This window comes from Flavobacterium rhamnosi (assembly GCF_048286515.1).
Classification (GTDB): domain Bacteria; phylum Bacteroidota; class Bacteroidia; order Flavobacteriales; family Flavobacteriaceae; genus Flavobacterium.
The window spans coordinates 191752-208998 of record NZ_JBLVPS010000002.1 but is presented as its reverse complement, the minus strand read 5'-3'; the positions used below and the strand labels follow the sequence as shown (position 1 = coordinate 208998).

Below are 17247 nucleotides of genomic sequence, written 5' to 3'. Positions count from 1 at the left end.
AATATAAATATTAAAAAGTATATTTGTGCAATCGATTACATTAAATCAATTCAATTTGAAGTTTCTTGCAAAAGCGGTCTGATAATTAATTGAAAGACAGTATTTTATTTTCGACATGAAGTATAATAAATGAAACTGCTTTTAATTGTCATTTGTGAATCAGGATGTAATCAAAACTAATTTAATATTTAACTTTCTATAATTAATTGAAACTATGAACGAAACAAATAAAGCTATTGGAAACTACCGGTGGACGATTTGCGGTCTACTTTTCTTTGCTACCACTATTAACTATTTGGACCGACAAGTATTAAGTCTTCTGGCACCAAGTTTATCGAAAGAGTTTAATTGGAGCAATAGTGACTATGCAAATATTACTGCCGTATTTCAATTCGTGTATGCATTTTCAATGTTATTTGCAGGAAGGTTAATTGATAAAATGGGTACTAAATGGGGCTATATTCTTGCCATAATAATTTGGTCACTTGGAGCAATAATGCATGCCTACGCCATTCCGATTGGGGGTGTTTTTTCAAATGTACTTACCTGGGTTGGTCTTAGTGCAGTGCCTATTTCCATTGCCGGATTTATGCTTTCAAGAGCAGTTTTAGGATTTGGAGAGTCGGGGAATTTCCCTGCTGCAATTAAAGCAACTGCTGAATATTTTCCTAAAAAAGAAAGGTCATTCGCTACAGGAATATTTAATTCAGGTTCCAATATCGGAGCTATCCTAGCGCCATTAACTGTTCCGTGGATTGCGGTAAACTGGGGTTGGCAATCCGCTTTCATTATAATAGGTGCAATTGGTTTTATATGGATGTTTTTCTGGTTCGTATTTTACGAAAAACCGGAAAAGCAAAAAAGACTGTCGCAATCAGAATTGGCTTATATCAATGCTGAACATGGAGCTGAAGTTGAGATTAAAGAAGTGTCAGGTGAAGAAAAAATTACCTGGGTTAAGTTATTGGGATACAGACAGACATGGGCATTCGTATTTGGTAAATTTATGACTGACGGTATTTGGTGGTTCTTTTTGTTTTGGTTGCCAAAGTACCTGGAAGCACAATTCGGGATGGTTAAGACGGATATTGTATTCCCTATAGCAGTACTGTACAGTATGACTATGATTGGTAGTATTGGTGGAGGATGGTTTCCTGTTTATTTTATTAAAAAAGGGTATACACCCTATGATGGAAGAATGAAGGCGATGCTGTTAATTGCTTGTTTCCCTATGGTTGTTTTATTAGCGCAACCCTTAGGATATATTAGTTTTTGGATTCCGGTTTTATTGATTGGGGTTGGTGCTTCTGCGCATCAGGCATGGTCCGCAAATATCTTTACAACAGTATCGGATATGTTTCCTAAGAAAGCCATTGGTTCTGTAATTGGAATAGGTGGTATGGCTGGTGGAATCGGAGGAGTATTAGTAACAAAACTCGGAGGTGCTTTGTTTGATCATTATGAAGCCCTGGGGCATATTCAGACCGGTTACTCTATCATGTTTGTTATTTGTGCAGTAGCCTATCTTATTGCTTGGGGTGTAATGAAAGCTTTAGTTCCTAAATACAGTCCAATAACAGATTTGTAAATCGGTTTTAACCAATTTCAAATTTTGATTAGGAGTTATACAAAACATTAAAAAATTTAGTAAATGGATCCGATTTATATCATTTTAATAGGGACTTTAGTAGTTCTTTTTTGCATCATCGTACTTAAATTACATGCCGTTATTTCTTTATTGCTGGCCGCTTTAGTAACTGGTTTATTGACCTCGCCAGACCTTATTTATGAATATGCGGTTAATAAAGGAATGTCGGTTCAAGATGCGCAGTCTTTGTCCAACGAGGGAATTGGAAAACGATTGGCAGATTCCTTTGGGAATACCAGTGGAAAAATTGGGATTTTAATTGCTTTAGGTTCTATTATTGGAGCTTGTTTAATGAAAAGTGGAGGTGCTGAACGTATTGTGCGCAGTTTCCTGGCGTTGTTTGGTAAGAAGAATGCTTCCCTGGCTTTAATGAGCGGTAGTTTCTTATTGGCAATTCCAGTATTCTTTCAAACCGTATTTTATTTGATGCTTCCCCTTATAAAGAGTTTAGGAATTCACAGTCCTAAAAAATATAGCCTTTACCTAATGATGGTTATTGCCGGTGGAGTTATGGCGCACTCATTAGTGCCGCCAGCCGCAGGTCCATTGTTTGTTGCTCAAGCCTTAGGGATTGATACCGGAACGATGATAATGGGAGGATTTATTATTGGGATATTCACTAGTTTGTGCGGGTATGTTTATGCGCTTTGGGCTAATAAAAAATGGAATTTACCCATGCGTGATACTCCGGATGTGAGTATTGAAGATCTAAAAACTCTAGCCGAAAAAGACAATTCAGAATTACCGGGTTTATGGATTTCTGTTATGCCGGTCGTACTGCCTTTAGTTTTAATTACAGTCAATACTTTTTCTGAAATGTCCAATAAGGTAAGTCAGGCTAACGTGAGTTCATTTGAAAAGCACTGGAATTCGGCTTTTGCTGTTTTAGGGGATCCTAATATTGCATTAGCAATTTCTGCAGCGATAGCAGTATTTTTATTATGGTCAAGGATAAAGGAAACTAAAAATTTCCAAAAAGTAATCACGGAATCTATAAGCAGTGCCGGTGTGATTATCCTGATAACCACTTCAGGAGGGGTTTTCGGAAAGATGCTGGAGCAAACCGGAATCGGAATTAGTCTAAGCAGTCTGGCTGCAAGTTATCAGATGGCTGTTTTGCCTTTGGCTTTTTTTATAACGGCTGCTGTTCGAACCGTACAAGGTTCAGCAATGGTTGCCATGGTAACCGCTGCCGGAGTTATGAGCGGTATTAGCAGCACAGGTCTGGAATTCCATCCGGTTTATGTGGCCCTGGCCATTGGATGTGGTTCTAAAATATTCACATGGATGAATGACAGTGCTTTCTGGATTGTAACTGAAATGTGTGCGATGGAAGAAAAAGAAACGATTCGTCATTTTTCTTTTCTATCGATGGTAATGGGTTTTTCAGGTCTTATTGCCATAATGATTCTCTCTAAAGTCTTACCCTTTACATAAATAAAAATGGCTTCTAATAATACAATAATAAAAACGACTTCAGAAGATAATGTTGGAATTGTAACCAACGCACTCGGTTTGGCCGAGGGGACTTTACTGGAAGACGGAACAGTTTTAGTGCAATATATTCCTTCGGGACATAAGGTTGCCTTATGCGATATACTTTTGGGAAAGGAAATTATCCGATACGGACAAACCATCGGGTATGCAAATAAATTAATTAAGCAGGGAGAATGGATCGACGAATCTAAAATGTCCTTGCCAAGTCCTCCTGATTTGCAATTTATTTCCTTGTCAGATAACAGTATTCCTGTTGTAGAACCTTTGGAGGGATATACCTTTCAGGGCTATCGAAATTCAGATGGCAGTGTAGGAACAAAGAATGTTTTAGGTATTACAACCAGTGTTCAGTGTGTGGCTGGTTTAACCGAGCATCTGGTGAAGAAAATAAAACAGGAATTACTTCCTTTATATCCAAACGTAGATGATGTTGTAGCACTCAATCATACTTATGGATGTGGCGTTGCTATAAATGCTCCTGCAGCAATTGTGCCGATTAGGACCATTAAGAATATTGCTGCAAATCCAAATTTTGGCGGAGGAATAATGATCATAGGACTGGGTTGTGAAAAACTAAGGCCTGAAAGTCTCTTACCTCAAAGCAAGGAGGGTGCTGCTGTAGCTTCGGATGAAACTCATTCCAGTATAACCTATATGCAAGACGAGTCGTTTCATGGTTTCAATGATATGGTGAAAGGACTTATGGAAACGGCTGAAACGCATTTGAAAAGTTTAAACAAGCGCAAAAGAGAAACGTGTCCTGCCTCCGATTTAGTGGTAGGAATGCAATGTGGAGGGAGTGATGCCTTTTCTGGTTTAACTGCTAATCCAGCTGCAGGATTTGCAACCGATTTAATAGTCAGAGCGGGTGGAAGCGTTATGTTTTCTGAAGTTACTGAAGTGAGGGATGCGATACATTTACTGGTTCCAAGGACCATTAATCCTTCCGTTGGACGAGCACTTTTAGATGAAATGAAGTGGTATGATGATTACCTTTTGCAAGGGCAGGTCGATCGAAGTGCCAATACAACACCTGGGAATAAATTAGGCGGACTAAGCACAATAGTGGAGAAAGCTTTGGGATCTATTGCTAAATCGGGCAAAAGCCCCATAGTAGACGTGCTTGGACCTGGTGAAAAAATACGTAAAAAAGGATTGTCTTTTGCTGCAACACCAGCAAGTGATTTTGTTTGTGGGACCTTACAATTGGCATCTGGCATGAACATGCATGTTTTTATGACTGGCAGAGGAACACCTTACGGTTTGTCAATGGTGCCGGTTATTAAAGTGGGATCGAATTCTAAATTAAGTCAGAGATGGTTTGATTTAATTGATTTGGATGCAGGACAGATTGCATCGGGGGAAAAGACAATTGAGGAAATGGGTTGGGAATTGTTTTTCTTAATTCTCGACGTGGCCAGCGGAAAGAAAAAGGTGGCTTGTGATATATTGGGATTGCACAATGATTTGGTTTTGTTTAATCCGGGACCACTGACATAGAAATTGAATATAAAATTTTAAAAATTATTTACAATGGAATTATCGTACACAAGAATTGAAAATGCATTACGCGATGGATTGTTATCTTTTCCAATAACGGATATGGATGAAAATGGGCAGTTTAACGCAGTCACTTTTACAGACAGATTAGAATGGTTTGTAAGTCATGATGTTTCAGCTGTTTTCGTAGCAGGTGGAACTGGAGAATTTTTTTCCCTGTCAAAGGAAGAGTACAAACAAATTGTTACTATAACCTCAAAAAAAGTTAATGGAAGAGTTCCTACGGTTTCAAGTGTCGGAAGAAGTATTCCTGAAGCTATTGAATTTGCCAAAATTGCTGAAGAAGCCGGAATAGATGCTTTGCTTCTAATGCCTCCCTATTTAACAGAATGTCCTCAAAGCGGAATAGTTGAATATGCTAAAACGATAATGCAGAATACAAAATTACCTGTGATTTATTACAATCGGGCTAATGGGGTATTGTCAGGAGAACAGATAAAAAAACTGGCGGATGCCTGTCCAAATTTTATTGCTTTGAAAGACGGGACCGGAAATATAGAAGAATTAAACGTTACCATTAAATCAATAGGGGATCGCTTGGTTTATATTGGAGGAGTTCCTACTGCAGAAATTATTTCGGAAGCCTATTTATCGATAGGGGTAAATACGTATTCTTCTGCTGTATTTAATTTTGTTCCAAAATTAGCCAATCATTTTTATAAGTCGCTTAGAGCAGGGGATACAGAAAAAGTAAACCTGATAATAAAAGAATTTTTTGTTCCTTTTATTCGCCTGAGAAGTAAGAACCAAGGCTATTCTGTAAGTTTAATCAAGGCGGGTTGTCAATTAGTGGGTAAAAGTGCGGGAGATGTTCGTGCACCATTAATTATGCCTTCTGCAGCCGAATTATTGGAACTTCAGGAAATCATAAACAAAGAAGAAGCACTTCTGAAGTAAAAAACAATGCTGAAAACCGACTTTCTTAACGTTTTGTTCGGTTTATTAGAAATAGGTAACAACGCATAATATAACACAAATGAATAATTCAGGAAAATTCTACGCAATAAATCCCGCTAACAATGAACAATTGGTAGGGGAATTCATAAATCCAACTGAAAGCCAAATAGATGCTACGGTACAAAAAGCTCAGGAAGCTTTTGCAATTTATAGAAAAAAAGACAAAGACAGTATCGCTGATTTCTTAGATTGTATCGGTGATGAAATTTTGAATCTGGGAGATGCTCTTTTGGAAAGATGTCATTTGGAAACTGCATTGCCATTAGCAAGATTGCAGGGAGAAAGAGGGAGAACTGTTGGTCAGTTAAAGTTATTTGCTTCCGTTGTAAGAGAAGGTTCTTGGGTTGATGCCCGAATTGACACGGCTGTTCCGGACAGGCTTCCTTTGCCTAAATCGGATATCCGTCACCAATTAATGCCTTTAGGCCCTGTAGCTGTATTTGGAGCGAGTAATTTCCCACTGGCTTTCTCAGTAGCAGGTGGTGATACCGCATCAGCTCTGGCAGCAGGTTGTCCTGTTGTAGTAAAGGGGCATAAGGCACATCCGGGAACTTCCGAAATGGTGTCGGGTGCAATCCTAAAAGCGATGAAAATTTGCGGTATGCCGGAAGGAACTTTTTCATTGGTACACGGAAACTCCAGAGTTGTGGGTGAAACTTTAGTGAAACACCCAGGTATAAAGGCAGTAGGATTTACAGGATCCTACGGCGGGGGTAAAGCTTTATTTGAATATGCTAATGCCCGAGCAGAGCCTATTCCGGTTTTCGCAGAAATGGGAAGCACCAATCCAGTGTTTATTTTACCGGGTGCCCTTGAAGAAAAAGCAGAAGAGATCGCTAGCGGTTTAGCGGGCTCCATTACACTTGGGGTAGGACAGTTTTGCACGAATCCAGGACTTTCTTTTGTTCATAAAACAGAAAATATAGCGTTGTTTTACAACCAATTGAATAATAAAGTTAGCGAAGTCCCTGCCGGAACAATGCTGACTCCTGAAATGAAAAATGCCTATGACAAAGGTGTGCAAAAAACATTAGGTGTTGCCCAAGTTGAGGAATTTGCAGTAGGTTTAGCAGCGAAAGCACCGAACAGTGCAACACCAAGAATATTTAAAACGACGATAGCGAATTACTTTGAAAACGACGAGAATTTGTCTGAAGAAAACTTTGGACCATCAAGCGTACTGGTTGAAGCCCAGACAAAAGAAGAAATTCTTAAAGCGGCCAGAAATTTGGTCGGACATCTTACAGCTACCGTTTTTGGGACAGCCAAAGATTTTGCTGACTACAGTGAGCTATTTGATATTTTGGAATTAAAAGTAGGTCGAATATTGGTTAATGGATATCCGACAGGTGTTGAAGTTTGCCATGCTATGGTACATGGAGGGCCTTATCCTGCAACAACGGCACCACAATCAACATCTGTGGGATCAAATGCAATCAAACGCTTTGTAAGACCGGTATGCTTTCAGGATTATCCGGATACACTGTTGCCTATTGCGCTGCGAAGAGACAACCCGTTGTCCATTTGGAGATTGGTAGATGGTAATTTGGAAAAATAAGAAAATGAAATAATTTAAGGGGATAAAGTGAACGCTTTGTCCTTTTCTATTTTTAATACAAATCATGTCTTAGGGAGTCCTTTTTCGCTTAGGAAACAGGGCGCTTTATTATACTTGGCAGTAGCAGGGTTTATTCAGGGCAAAAAGTGACCTGATACTACTGAAATAAGCAGTTTTGGATGCATAGTTGGAATTTTGGGCAAGACTATTTAGGATATTGATTATTACGTGTCAGTTGCGGTGTTTTACCTCATGATTGTAAAAAAAATCCTTTATTTTTTGTCAAATGAAACTAATTGTGTTATTTTTTTTACAGTTGTAACATTTTTTTTATGAAAAAAATATAAAGTATTACAATTAAAAAGTATATTTGTGCAATCGATTACATAAACTATTTTAATATGACAAATTTTTCTTTTAGATACGCCTCGAATCCTACAGACGTAAAGAAATATGGAACAAACGAATTGAGAGAACAATTTTTAATTGAAAATCTATTCGTTGCCAATGAAATACAACTGACTTATTCTATGTATGATAGGTATATTGTTGGTGGTATAATGCCTGTAGAGGGGAGTTTGAAATTAGAAACAATTCCATATTTGAAGTCTGAAAACTTTTTAGACAGAAGAGAATTAGGGATTATAAATGTAGGAGGAAGCGGTACCGTTACGGTTGATGGTGTGGACTATGATTTAGATAAAAAAGAAGCGCTTTATGTAGGTCAGGGATGCAAGGAAGTTCTTTTTTCAAGTGCAAAAGGGGAGCAGGCTTTATTTTACATTAATTCGGCCCCGGCACATAAAAAATTCCCAAACAAAAAGATCGGAAAAGAGGATGCTGAAGTGATTCAGTTGGGAGAGGAAAAAACAGCCAATAGAAGAGTATTAAACAAACTGATTGTTAATAGTATAGTGGAGACCTGTCAGTTGCAAATGGGACTTACCGAATTGTTACCAGGGAATGTATGGAACACCATGCCGGCTCACACACACAACCGACGTATGGAAGCCTACTTCTATTTTGACATAGAAGAGCCACAGACGATTTGTCATTTTATGGGGGAGCCCCAAAATACAAGACATGTTTTTATGCAAAATCACCAAGCCGTTTTGTCTCCTGAATGGTCTATTCACTCAGGTGCCGGGACGTCAAACTATTCTTTTATATGGGGAATGGCGGGAGAGAATTTAGATTATGGCGACATGGATATTTTTGCACCTAATGAATTAAGATAAGGAACTATGGATTTATTCGATTTAAAAGGAAAAAGAGCGCTCATAACCGGAGGAACTCATGGTTTGGGACTGGCAATGGCGGAAGGATTGGCAATTGCAGGAGCGGAACTTGTAATTACAGGGACAACTCCGGCAAAAATGGAAGAAGCCCTACGCTATTATAAAAGCAAAGGATACACCGTGTCTGGTTATTTGTTTGATGTGACTGATGAAGTAGCAGCGGCAGAAAACATAGCATTGATTACAAAAGAATTAGGAGCTATTCACATACTGGTTAATAACGCTGGGATTATTAAGCGAGAGTTGGCAATTACAATGCCTGTTAGTGATTTCAGGAAAGTGATAGATGTAGATTTAGTAGGACCTTTTATTATGTCACAGTTGGTTGCCAAGCAAATGATTGAGCGACAAGAAGGGAAAATAATAAACATTTGCTCGATGATGAGTGAATTGGGGCGAAACAGTGTTTCGGCCTATGCTGCTGCAAAAGGAGGATTGAAGATGCTTACCCGAAATTTGGCTACAGAATGGGCTAAATATAATGTTCAGGTGAATGGAATTGGTCCGGGTTATTTTGCAACAACACAAACCGAACCTATTCGTGTTGACGGGCATCCGTTTAATGAATTTATAATTAGCAGAACACCAGCTGCGCGTTGGGGCAATCCGGAAGATTTAGCAGGTGCTGCTGTCTTTTTAGCATCGAAAGCGAGTGATTTTGTTAATGGACAAATTGTATATGTTGATGGTGGAATTTTAGCTACCATTGGGAAACCTTCAAACGAGGATTAATATTTTAAAAATTTAGAATGGCTACAACATTTATAAACGACAATTTTTTATTAGAGAATAAATACGCTGAAGAATTATATCATAATTATTCTAAAAATCAGCCTATTATAGATTATCATAACCACTTATCACCGCAACATATTGCTGAAAATACAATTTTCGATACTATTACAAAGGTGTGGATAAATGGGGATCATTACAAATGGCGTGCAATGCGTACTTTGGGGATAAATGAGCAATTTATCACGGGTAATGGTTCCGATAAAGATAAGTTTATGAACTGGGCAAAAACAGTTCCTTATACGATGCGTAATCCGTTGTACCATTGGACGCATCTGGAATTGGCACGTTATTTTGACATTTATGATTTATTAAACGAAAAATCGGCGGAAAAAATATACCTTGAAGCTTCAGAAAAAATAAATTCTCCTGCTTATAGCACTCAGAATTTGCTAAGAAAAGTAAATGCGGAATTTGTATGTACCACTGAGGATCCAATAGATACATTGGAATACCACCAACAATTGGCGAAAAGTTCTTTTGAAACTAAAGTTAGCACTGCTTTTAGACCAGATAAAGCTATTTTGATTTCAAATGACGGGTATAATTCTTATATCGATACTTTAGGTGAAGTGGCGGGTATTGCAATTAGTTCCTATACTGATTTGTGTACTGCTTTAAAAAACAGAATTGAATATTTTGATAAAAATGGCTGCAAACTTTGCGACCATGGATTGGATCAGATTTATTTTGAAAACTTTACCGAAAGTGAAGTAAATGCAATATTCAAAAAGAAAAGAGAAAATAAGGAAGTTAGTACTGGTGAAGCTTTAAAGTTTCAAAGTGCTATTTTATTGTTTTTAAGTGAAACTTACCATGAATATGGATGGGTTCAGCAGTTTCATTTAGGAGCGCTGCGAAATAATAATGCTCGTATGCACAGGATTTTAGGTCCTGATACGGGATGGGATTCTATTGGAGATTATCCACAGGCTCAAAAATTATCAGGTTTTTTAAATGCTTTGGATAGTAAAGATAAATTGACAAAGACAATTATTTACAATCTAAACCCTGCTGATAATGAAGTAATGGCTACCATGATTGGAAATTTTAATGATGGAAGCGTAAAAGGGAAAGTACAATTTGGATCTGGCTGGTGGTTTTTAGACCAGAAAGATGGAATGACCAAACAATTAAATGCACTTTCTAATATGGGATTGATTAGTTGTTTTATTGGAATGCTGACCGATTCAAGAAGCTTTTTATCTTTCCCAAGACATGAATATTTTAGACGTATTCTCTGTAATCTTTTAGGAGATGAAATTAAAAGAGGCGAGCTTCCAAATGACATGGAATGGATTGGTAAGATGGTTTCCGATATTAGTTATAACAATGCCAAGGAGTATTTCAAATTTTAATTAGTTAAAGAACCATAAATTGTATCCGGATCATGACCTATTTAGCAAAAAGCAATCTTTTTTTTAAAGAAGACGAAACACAGTGGGAAGTTGTAGGTGAAGGTGTGCAACGTCAAATAGTAGGATTTGATGATAGGATTATGATGGTTATTGTTAAATTTGATAGTGGCGCAATAGGTACTTTGCACAATCACCATCACACTCAGGTTACTCATATTGGCGCTGGTGCATTTGAAGTAACCATTGCTGATGAAAAAAAAGTATTAAAAAAAGGAGATTCCTTTTATATTCCTTCTAATGCAATGCACGGTGTTGTTTGCCTGGAAGAGGGGATTCTTATAGACGTATTTAGTCCTATAAGAGAAGATTTTATGAAATTGACAAATATTTAATTTTATATATAATGAATAAAGTAGTCTCTTTTGGCGAAATAATGTTACGCCTTTCAACAGAAAGACATTTGCGTTTTGAGCAAGCAAAAGCATTTACGGCTTCCTATGGTGGAGGTGAGTTTAATGTGGCTGTTTCTTTAGCTAATTATGGTGTAAATGCGGAGTTTGTAACCAGACTTCCCGATAATGAAATCGGTGCTTGCGCATTAAAAGAAATGCGAAAAATGAACGTAGAATCCAAAAATGTAATTTTTGGGGGAGAACGTTTAGGGATCTATTTTCTTGAAACGGGTGCAGGAACCAGAGGTAGTAATGTGGTGTATGATCGCGCTCATAGTGCTATGGCGACCATTGAAAAGGGAGCAATTGATTGGGAAAAAGTTTTAGAAGGAGCTACCTGGTTTCATTGGAGTGGTATTACCCCGGCTATATCCGAGAGTGCAGCTGAAGCCTGTTTAGAAGCGGTTAAAATAGCGCATCAGTTAGGATTAACGATTTCATGCGATCTCAATTACAGATCTAAATTATGGCAATATGGTAAAACGCCAAGTGCTGTTATGCCGGAGCTGTTAAAATACAGTAATGTTATATTAGGAGATATCGATACGGCTTATTTTATGTTAGGAGAAGCGAAAGTAAATCCGAATTATCAGGATGAAAAAACACTTCCTGTTTTGTATACTAAGTTGTTTGAATTGTGTCCAAACTTAAAAACAGCCGCTACTACCCTGCGTTATTCTGTCAGTGCTTCGCATCAAAGAATCGGAGGTATTTTATTTGACGGAAAAACCATTTATAATGCAGCTGTAAAAGAAGTTACTCCCGTGGTAGACCGTGTCGGTAGTGGAGATGCATTTATGGGTGGATTAATTTATGGCTTATTGGAATTTTCAAACGATAATCAGAGAGCACTGGATTTTGCAGTTGCAGCTTGTTGTTTAAAGCATACGATAGCAGGAGATTACAATTTAGTTACCTTAAAAGAAGTTGAAAATATGCTGGATGGCGACGGCGCCGGATTAGTATCAAGATAAATAAAAAATTATGGCAAAATATTCAAGAATAGAAGTAGCAAATGTGATGGCAGCAACAGGGATGGTTCCTTTGTTTTTTCATACCGATGTTGAATTGGGAAAAAAAATTGTAAAAGCCTGTTATGATGGCGGAGCACGTCTAATGGAATTTACCAGTAGAGGTGATTTTGCTTTTGAAATTTTTGGAGCGCTTAATAAATATGCATTAGCGGAATTACCGGGAATGATCCTGGGGGTTGGTTCTATAACGGATGCAGGGGCAGCTTCACTGTATATGCAATTGGGGGCAAATTTTATAGTTACCCCGGTTTTAAGAGAAGATATTGCGATTGCCTGTAACCGTCGAAAAGTATTGTGGTCTCCGGGCTGTGGTTCCCTTACCGAGATTGCCAGAGCAGAAGAGTTAGGGTGTGAGATTGTAAAATTATTTCCTGGAGACATCTATGGGCCTAATTTTATAAAAGCAATAAAAGGGCCTTGTCCCTGGACCAGCATCATGCCAACAGGAGGTGTTTCGACCTCGGAAGAAAATCTAAAAGGATGGTTTGACGCAGGTGTTACCTGTGTGGGAATTGGATCTCAGCTTATTTCAAATGAAATCCTGGCCAATAAAGATTATAACGGACTGAGGCTGAAAGTGCACGAAACTCTAGCTACAATAGCTAGAATCCGAAATAAATAAAAGAACACTTGTGCACTACAATTTGTTCGAAATAAAAAAAGATATAAACCGAATTATTTAAATATAAAATGGAAAAATTAAATAGAAAAAATTTAGGATTAGAGAATAAACTTCCCGTTAAAGTTGTTCAGTTTGGAGAAGGTAATTTTTTAAGAGCTTTTATAGATTACGCTTTTCAGGAGCTGAACGACACGGTGGATTTTAATGCCGGTATTGCAGTGGTACAGCCTATTGAGAACGGAATGGTAAATATGCTGAACGACCAGGACGGATTGTATACTTTGTTTATGAAAGGGTTGACAAAAGGTCAGGAAATTCAAGAAAAAAAGTTAATTACCAATCTGGTAAGCGGGATTAATCCCTATACTGACTTCAGTGCTTATTTGGCCTTAGCCAAAGAGGAAGAATTGGCATTTATTATTTCAAATACAACCGAATCGGGGATAGCTTATGTAAGCAGTGATACTCCTACAATGCAACCACCAAGTTCTTATCCTGCAAAATTGACTGTTCTTTTACATGAAAGATTCAAACATTTTAATGGAGATGCGACAAAGGGGCTTGCTATCATTCCATGTGAATTGATTAATAACAATGCAGATACCTTAAAGGAAATTATCCTGAAATATAGTGACGATTGGAAACTGGAAGCAGGTTTTAAAACCTGGATACTGGAGAGCAATACTTTTCACAACACATTAGTTGACAGAATTGTACCTGGATACCCAAGAACTGAAATTGACGAATACAATAAACAACTGGATTATACTGACAATTTAATTGTTACTGCCGAAACTTTTTTCCTTTGGGTAATTGAAGGTGGAGCAGCTTTGAAAGAAAAATTGCCATTCCATAAAACAAATCTGGATGTAAAAATTGTTGCCGATATGCAACCATACAGGACTCGAAAAGTAAGAATCCTGAATGGTGCACATACAGCCATGGTTCCGTTTTCGCTACTATATGGCAATGAAACAGTTAAAGAAACTATAGACAATTCCTTTACAGGAGGTTTTATCAATAAAGCCATTTTTGATGAGATTAATGAAACTATTGCAATGGATAAGGCGGAATTGGACAGTTTTGCTGAGGAAGTTTTAGACCGTTTCAGAAATCCTTTCATCAAACATAATTTATCAAGTATTGCTTTGAATTCTATTTCAAAATTTAAAGTAAGAGTGTTGCCAAGTGTTTTAGGGTATATTTCAAAATACGACAAAGTACCAGCTCATTTAACTTTTGCATTTGCTTGTCTGATTCGTTTTTATCAGGGATCTTGGAAAGGGCAAATATTGCCAGTGGATGACAGCAGTGATATTACAACGTTTTTCCAGGAAATCTGGAAATCTGGAAATAGCGAACAGGTAGTTCAGCAAACGCTTCAAAACACTGATTTTTGGGGTGAAGATTTATCAAAAGTAAACGGTTTGTCTGCGGCTTTGGTTGTAGCGTTAAATGAAATTGAGAACAATGGAATTGAACAGGGGTTTGTTAATTTTAACAAACAATATGAAAATAAGTCAATCATAATATAATTAGAATCATGCAAAAAAAATTAATAAAAGTAAACCCTTCAGATAATGTTGCAGTAGCCTTAGTGAATCTTACGGCTGGTGAGGTAATTACCTTTGAAGGAGAAGCAATCACTGTGGAGACTGATGTGAAAGCAAAACATAAGATTGCAATGAATCCTTTTAACGTAGGAGACAGGATTATTATGTATGGTGTTTTAGTAGGTAAAGCGAGTGCCAGAATTGAAAAAGGAGGATTGCTTTCAACATCAAATGTGAAGCATGAAAGTGATAAAGTAACTGGAAAAACAGAAACTATCGGTTGGACAGTTCCTAATGTAGATAAATGGAAAGACAGAACTTTTCAAGGATATCACAGAGAAGATGGGCAAGTTGGTACGGAGAATGTCTGGTTGTTTTTTCCACTGGTGTTTTGTGAAAACAGAAATATCGAAATCTTAAAAGATATTTTTGAAAAAGAATTATTGAAGCAAAAAGTGAATGATTACCAACTTTTACTTCGCTCTTTAGTAAGTACTGAAAGTGGTGTTTCCGGAGTGGATACCAAAGAAAATGATACGGACTTATTTAAAAATATTGAAGTAAAATTCATAACGCATCAAGGTGGATGTGGAGGAATTCGTCAGGATTCCCATAGTTTGGCAAAACTTTTGGCAGGTTATGTAAACAATCCAAATGTGGCGGGAGCTACCGTTTTGAGTTTGGGATGTCAAAACTTGCAGATCCAAATATTCAAAGATGCTTTAAACGAGATAAATCCAACAAGTACAAAACCAGTTTTGATTTATGATCAGCAACAAATAGGGACTATTGAGGCGATGTTAAGCAGCGTTGTAAAAGATTCATTTGAAGCTATTAAAAAAGCAAATCAGATAGAGAGAACACCTGCGCCATTGTCTAAGTTAAAGATTGGTTTAGAATGTGGTGGATCAGATGGATTCTCTGGAATTTCTGCTAACCCAACACTGGGAGTAACTTCCGATTTGCTTACGGCATTAGGGGGAACTACCATTCTTTCTGAGTTTCCGGAATTATGCGGAGTAGAGCAGGAATTGGTAAACCGTTGTGTTGAAGATGAAGGTGGTAAACGTTTCTTAGAGTTAATGCAATGGTATGAAAAGACCGTAGTTGACGCTGGTTCTGGATTTGATATGAACCCTTCACCAGGGAATATTAAAGACGGATTAATTACCGATGCGATGAAATCTGCCGGTGCTGCCAAAAAAGGAGGTACATCACCAATTGTTGGCGTTTCAGATTATGGAGAATACATTTCAAAACCAGGTTTAAATTTACTATGTACTCCGGGTAATGATGTGGAATGTACAACTGCAATGGTAGGTTCAGGAGCAAACATGGTCTTGTTTACCACTGGCTTAGGAACTCCGACCGGAAATCCAATTGCGCCAGTTATTAAAGTTTCTTCAAATACGGAATTGGCTAAAAAAATGTCAGATATTATTGATATCGATACCGGTGGAATTATTACAGGAGAAAAATCAATAGATGAAATGGCAGATGAAATGCTGGAATTTATTATAAATGTTGCGAGTGGAACTATCAAAACCAAGGCGGCTATTTTAAATCAGAATGATTTTATTCCTTGGAAAAGAGGGGTTTCTTTGTAAAGAAATAATCATTTGTTAAGGACAAAAAAGGTGTGAAGTTTAAGTGCTTCACACCTTTTTTTGTACCTATTGAAGTGCATGTCTTGAAGATGATTTTCGAATGTGCAATTCAGGATTCAATACTACCTTTTTCTCAATTTTCAGGTTTTTGGGATTATCGAGTTGTTCCAGAAATACTGTTGCGGCCATTTTCCCCATTTCCAATGGCGACTGGTCAACAGAAGATATGGAAAGTTCCATGAATTTTGTAAAAGGCTCGTTACCGAATCCAAAAACACAAAAGTCTTCCGGAATTCTTATGTTTTGTGCTTTTAGTTCCTGTATCGCTCCTAAGGCAGCAAAATCACTTGAGGAAAACAGCGCATTTGGCGGATCTTCTAATTGTAATAATTCCTGCATAGCCTGTCTTCCGGCTTCCACACTACTTTTTGTCTGCATTACATAATTCTCATTGAATTCGATCCCATTATCAAGTAGTGCTTGTTTATAGCCATTATTTCTATTTTCGTAGATCTCTAAAGAGCGATCGCCTGTTAAATGGGCAATCTTAGTGCATCCTTCCTCGATAAGGTGTTTGGTGGCTAAATATCCTCCTTCAAAATCGTTTATGGTAACAGAACTGACACCATCAACATTTTTCTTTCTGTCAAAAAAGATTAATGGCACGTTTTTATCAATTACTCTTTTAATAATGGCATTATTGTCTTTAGAAACATTGGAAGCAGACATTAAAATGCCGTCTACCTGTGCGTTCAAGAGCGTGTTTATATTTTCGATTTCCCTTTTCTCGTCTTCATGTGTCTGGCATATAATCACATGATATCCTTTAGGTTGTAATTCATCTTCAATTCCTCTAATAACGGAAGCAAAGAAATTGCTGTCGATACGGGGAACAATAACGCCAATATTGCCGCTTTTTCCACTTTGCAATGCTACAGCAAGTTTATTTTGTTTGTAGTTCATTTGTGCCGCCGTTTCTAAAACAAGTTTACGGGTAATGTCACTTATTTTAGGATTATTATTTAAAGCTCGAGAAACCGTAGCGGCAGTTGTATCGAGTTTTTTTGCAATGTCGTAAATCGTTGTTTTCTTACTCACTATGAATTAATGTTTATTAAATGTTAGTCAAAATTAATGTTTTTTTTCTTTCTGTTATTGATTAATGTTATCGATTGTCCTAAATTTTAGTTCTTAGGCGTATTTATAGGGTTTTTAGTAAATAACGAGTACCAATAATGCTGCTTATGTTCATTATTATTATGGTAAATGTATTAATATGTGTTTTTTTTTACAATAATAATATTTTTTTTC

At 37.3% G+C, this 17247-nt stretch carries 14 protein-coding genes; 13 read left to right on the top strand and 1 reads right to left on the bottom strand.

Annotation, left to right across the window (positions count from 1 at the left end):
• Positions 1-214: 214 nt before the first annotated feature.
• The 13 genes from ACNQGN_RS02515 to ACNQGN_RS02455 all read left to right on the top strand — a co-directional run bounded on the left by ACNQGN_RS02515 (position 215) and on the right by ACNQGN_RS02455 (position 15936).
• Positions 215-1588 (top strand): MFS transporter, encoded by a 1374-nt coding sequence (locus ACNQGN_RS02515; RefSeq protein ID WP_417986277.1) that lies wholly within the window; start codon positions 215-217, stop codon positions 1586-1588.
• Between the two features lie 63 nt (positions 1589-1651).
• The gene (locus ACNQGN_RS02510; protein ID WP_417986276.1) at positions 1652-3085 is read left to right on the top strand and encodes a GntP family permease; all 1434 of its coding nucleotides are present in this window, start codon (positions 1652-1654) and stop codon (positions 3083-3085) included.
• Between the two features lie 6 nt (positions 3086-3091).
• Entirely contained in the window at positions 3092-4645 is a 1554-nt protein-coding gene (gene garD / locus ACNQGN_RS02505; RefSeq protein ID WP_417986275.1) for a galactarate dehydratase, read from the top strand.
• 33 nt (positions 4646-4678) lie between these two features.
• Complete coding sequence (locus tag ACNQGN_RS02500; RefSeq protein WP_417986274.1) at positions 4679-5602, top strand: 5-dehydro-4-deoxyglucarate dehydratase; 924 nt, start codon at positions 4679-4681, stop codon at positions 5600-5602.
• 79 nt (positions 5603-5681) lie between these two features.
• Positions 5682-7220, top strand: coding sequence for an aldehyde dehydrogenase (NADP(+)) (locus ACNQGN_RS02495; RefSeq protein WP_417986273.1), 1539 nt, complete (start codon positions 5682-5684; stop codon positions 7218-7220).
• Positions 7221-7621: 401 nt separating this feature from the next.
• Positions 7622-8458 carry a 5-dehydro-4-deoxy-D-glucuronate isomerase gene (gene kduI, locus ACNQGN_RS02490; RefSeq protein ID WP_417986272.1) on the top strand — a complete coding sequence of 279 codons (837 nt, stop codon included), beginning with the start codon at positions 7622-7624 and terminating at the stop codon, positions 8456-8458.
• A gap of 6 nt (positions 8459-8464) precedes the next feature.
• A complete protein-coding gene (locus tag ACNQGN_RS02485; RefSeq protein ID WP_417986271.1) occupies positions 8465-9250 on the top strand; it encodes a gluconate 5-dehydrogenase in 786 nt (261 codons plus the stop codon).
• Between the two features lie 17 nt (positions 9251-9267).
• The gene (gene uxaC, locus ACNQGN_RS02480) at positions 9268-10668 is read left to right on the top strand and encodes a glucuronate isomerase (protein WP_417986270.1); all 1401 of its coding nucleotides are present in this window, start codon (positions 9268-9270) and stop codon (positions 10666-10668) included.
• Between the two features lie 32 nt (positions 10669-10700).
• Positions 10701-11060, top strand: coding sequence for a cupin domain-containing protein (locus ACNQGN_RS02475; protein ID WP_417986269.1), 360 nt, complete (start codon positions 10701-10703; stop codon positions 11058-11060).
• Between the two features lie 11 nt (positions 11061-11071).
• Positions 11072-12094, top strand: coding sequence for a PfkB family carbohydrate kinase (locus ACNQGN_RS02470; RefSeq protein ID WP_417986268.1), 1023 nt, complete (start codon positions 11072-11074; stop codon positions 12092-12094).
• Positions 12095-12104: 10 nt separating this feature from the next.
• Positions 12105-12776, top strand: coding sequence for a bifunctional 4-hydroxy-2-oxoglutarate aldolase/2-dehydro-3-deoxy-phosphogluconate aldolase (locus ACNQGN_RS02465; RefSeq protein ID WP_417986267.1), 672 nt, complete (start codon positions 12105-12107; stop codon positions 12774-12776).
• Between the two features lie 68 nt (positions 12777-12844).
• Positions 12845-14311 (top strand): tagaturonate reductase, encoded by a 1467-nt coding sequence (locus ACNQGN_RS02460; RefSeq protein ID WP_417986266.1) that lies wholly within the window; start codon positions 12845-12847, stop codon positions 14309-14311.
• Positions 14312-14319: 8 nt separating this feature from the next.
• Positions 14320-15936 (top strand): UxaA family hydrolase, encoded by a 1617-nt coding sequence (locus ACNQGN_RS02455; RefSeq protein ID WP_417986265.1) that lies wholly within the window; start codon positions 14320-14322, stop codon positions 15934-15936.
• Between the two features lie 66 nt (positions 15937-16002).
• Here the strand turns inward: ACNQGN_RS02455 and ACNQGN_RS02450 are convergent, their stop codons facing one another.
• Positions 16003-17034: a LacI family DNA-binding transcriptional regulator gene (locus ACNQGN_RS02450; RefSeq protein ID WP_417986264.1), complete on the bottom strand. Its 1032-nt coding sequence runs from the start codon at positions 17032-17034 to the stop codon at positions 16003-16005.
• Positions 17035-17247: the final 213 nt, after the last annotated feature.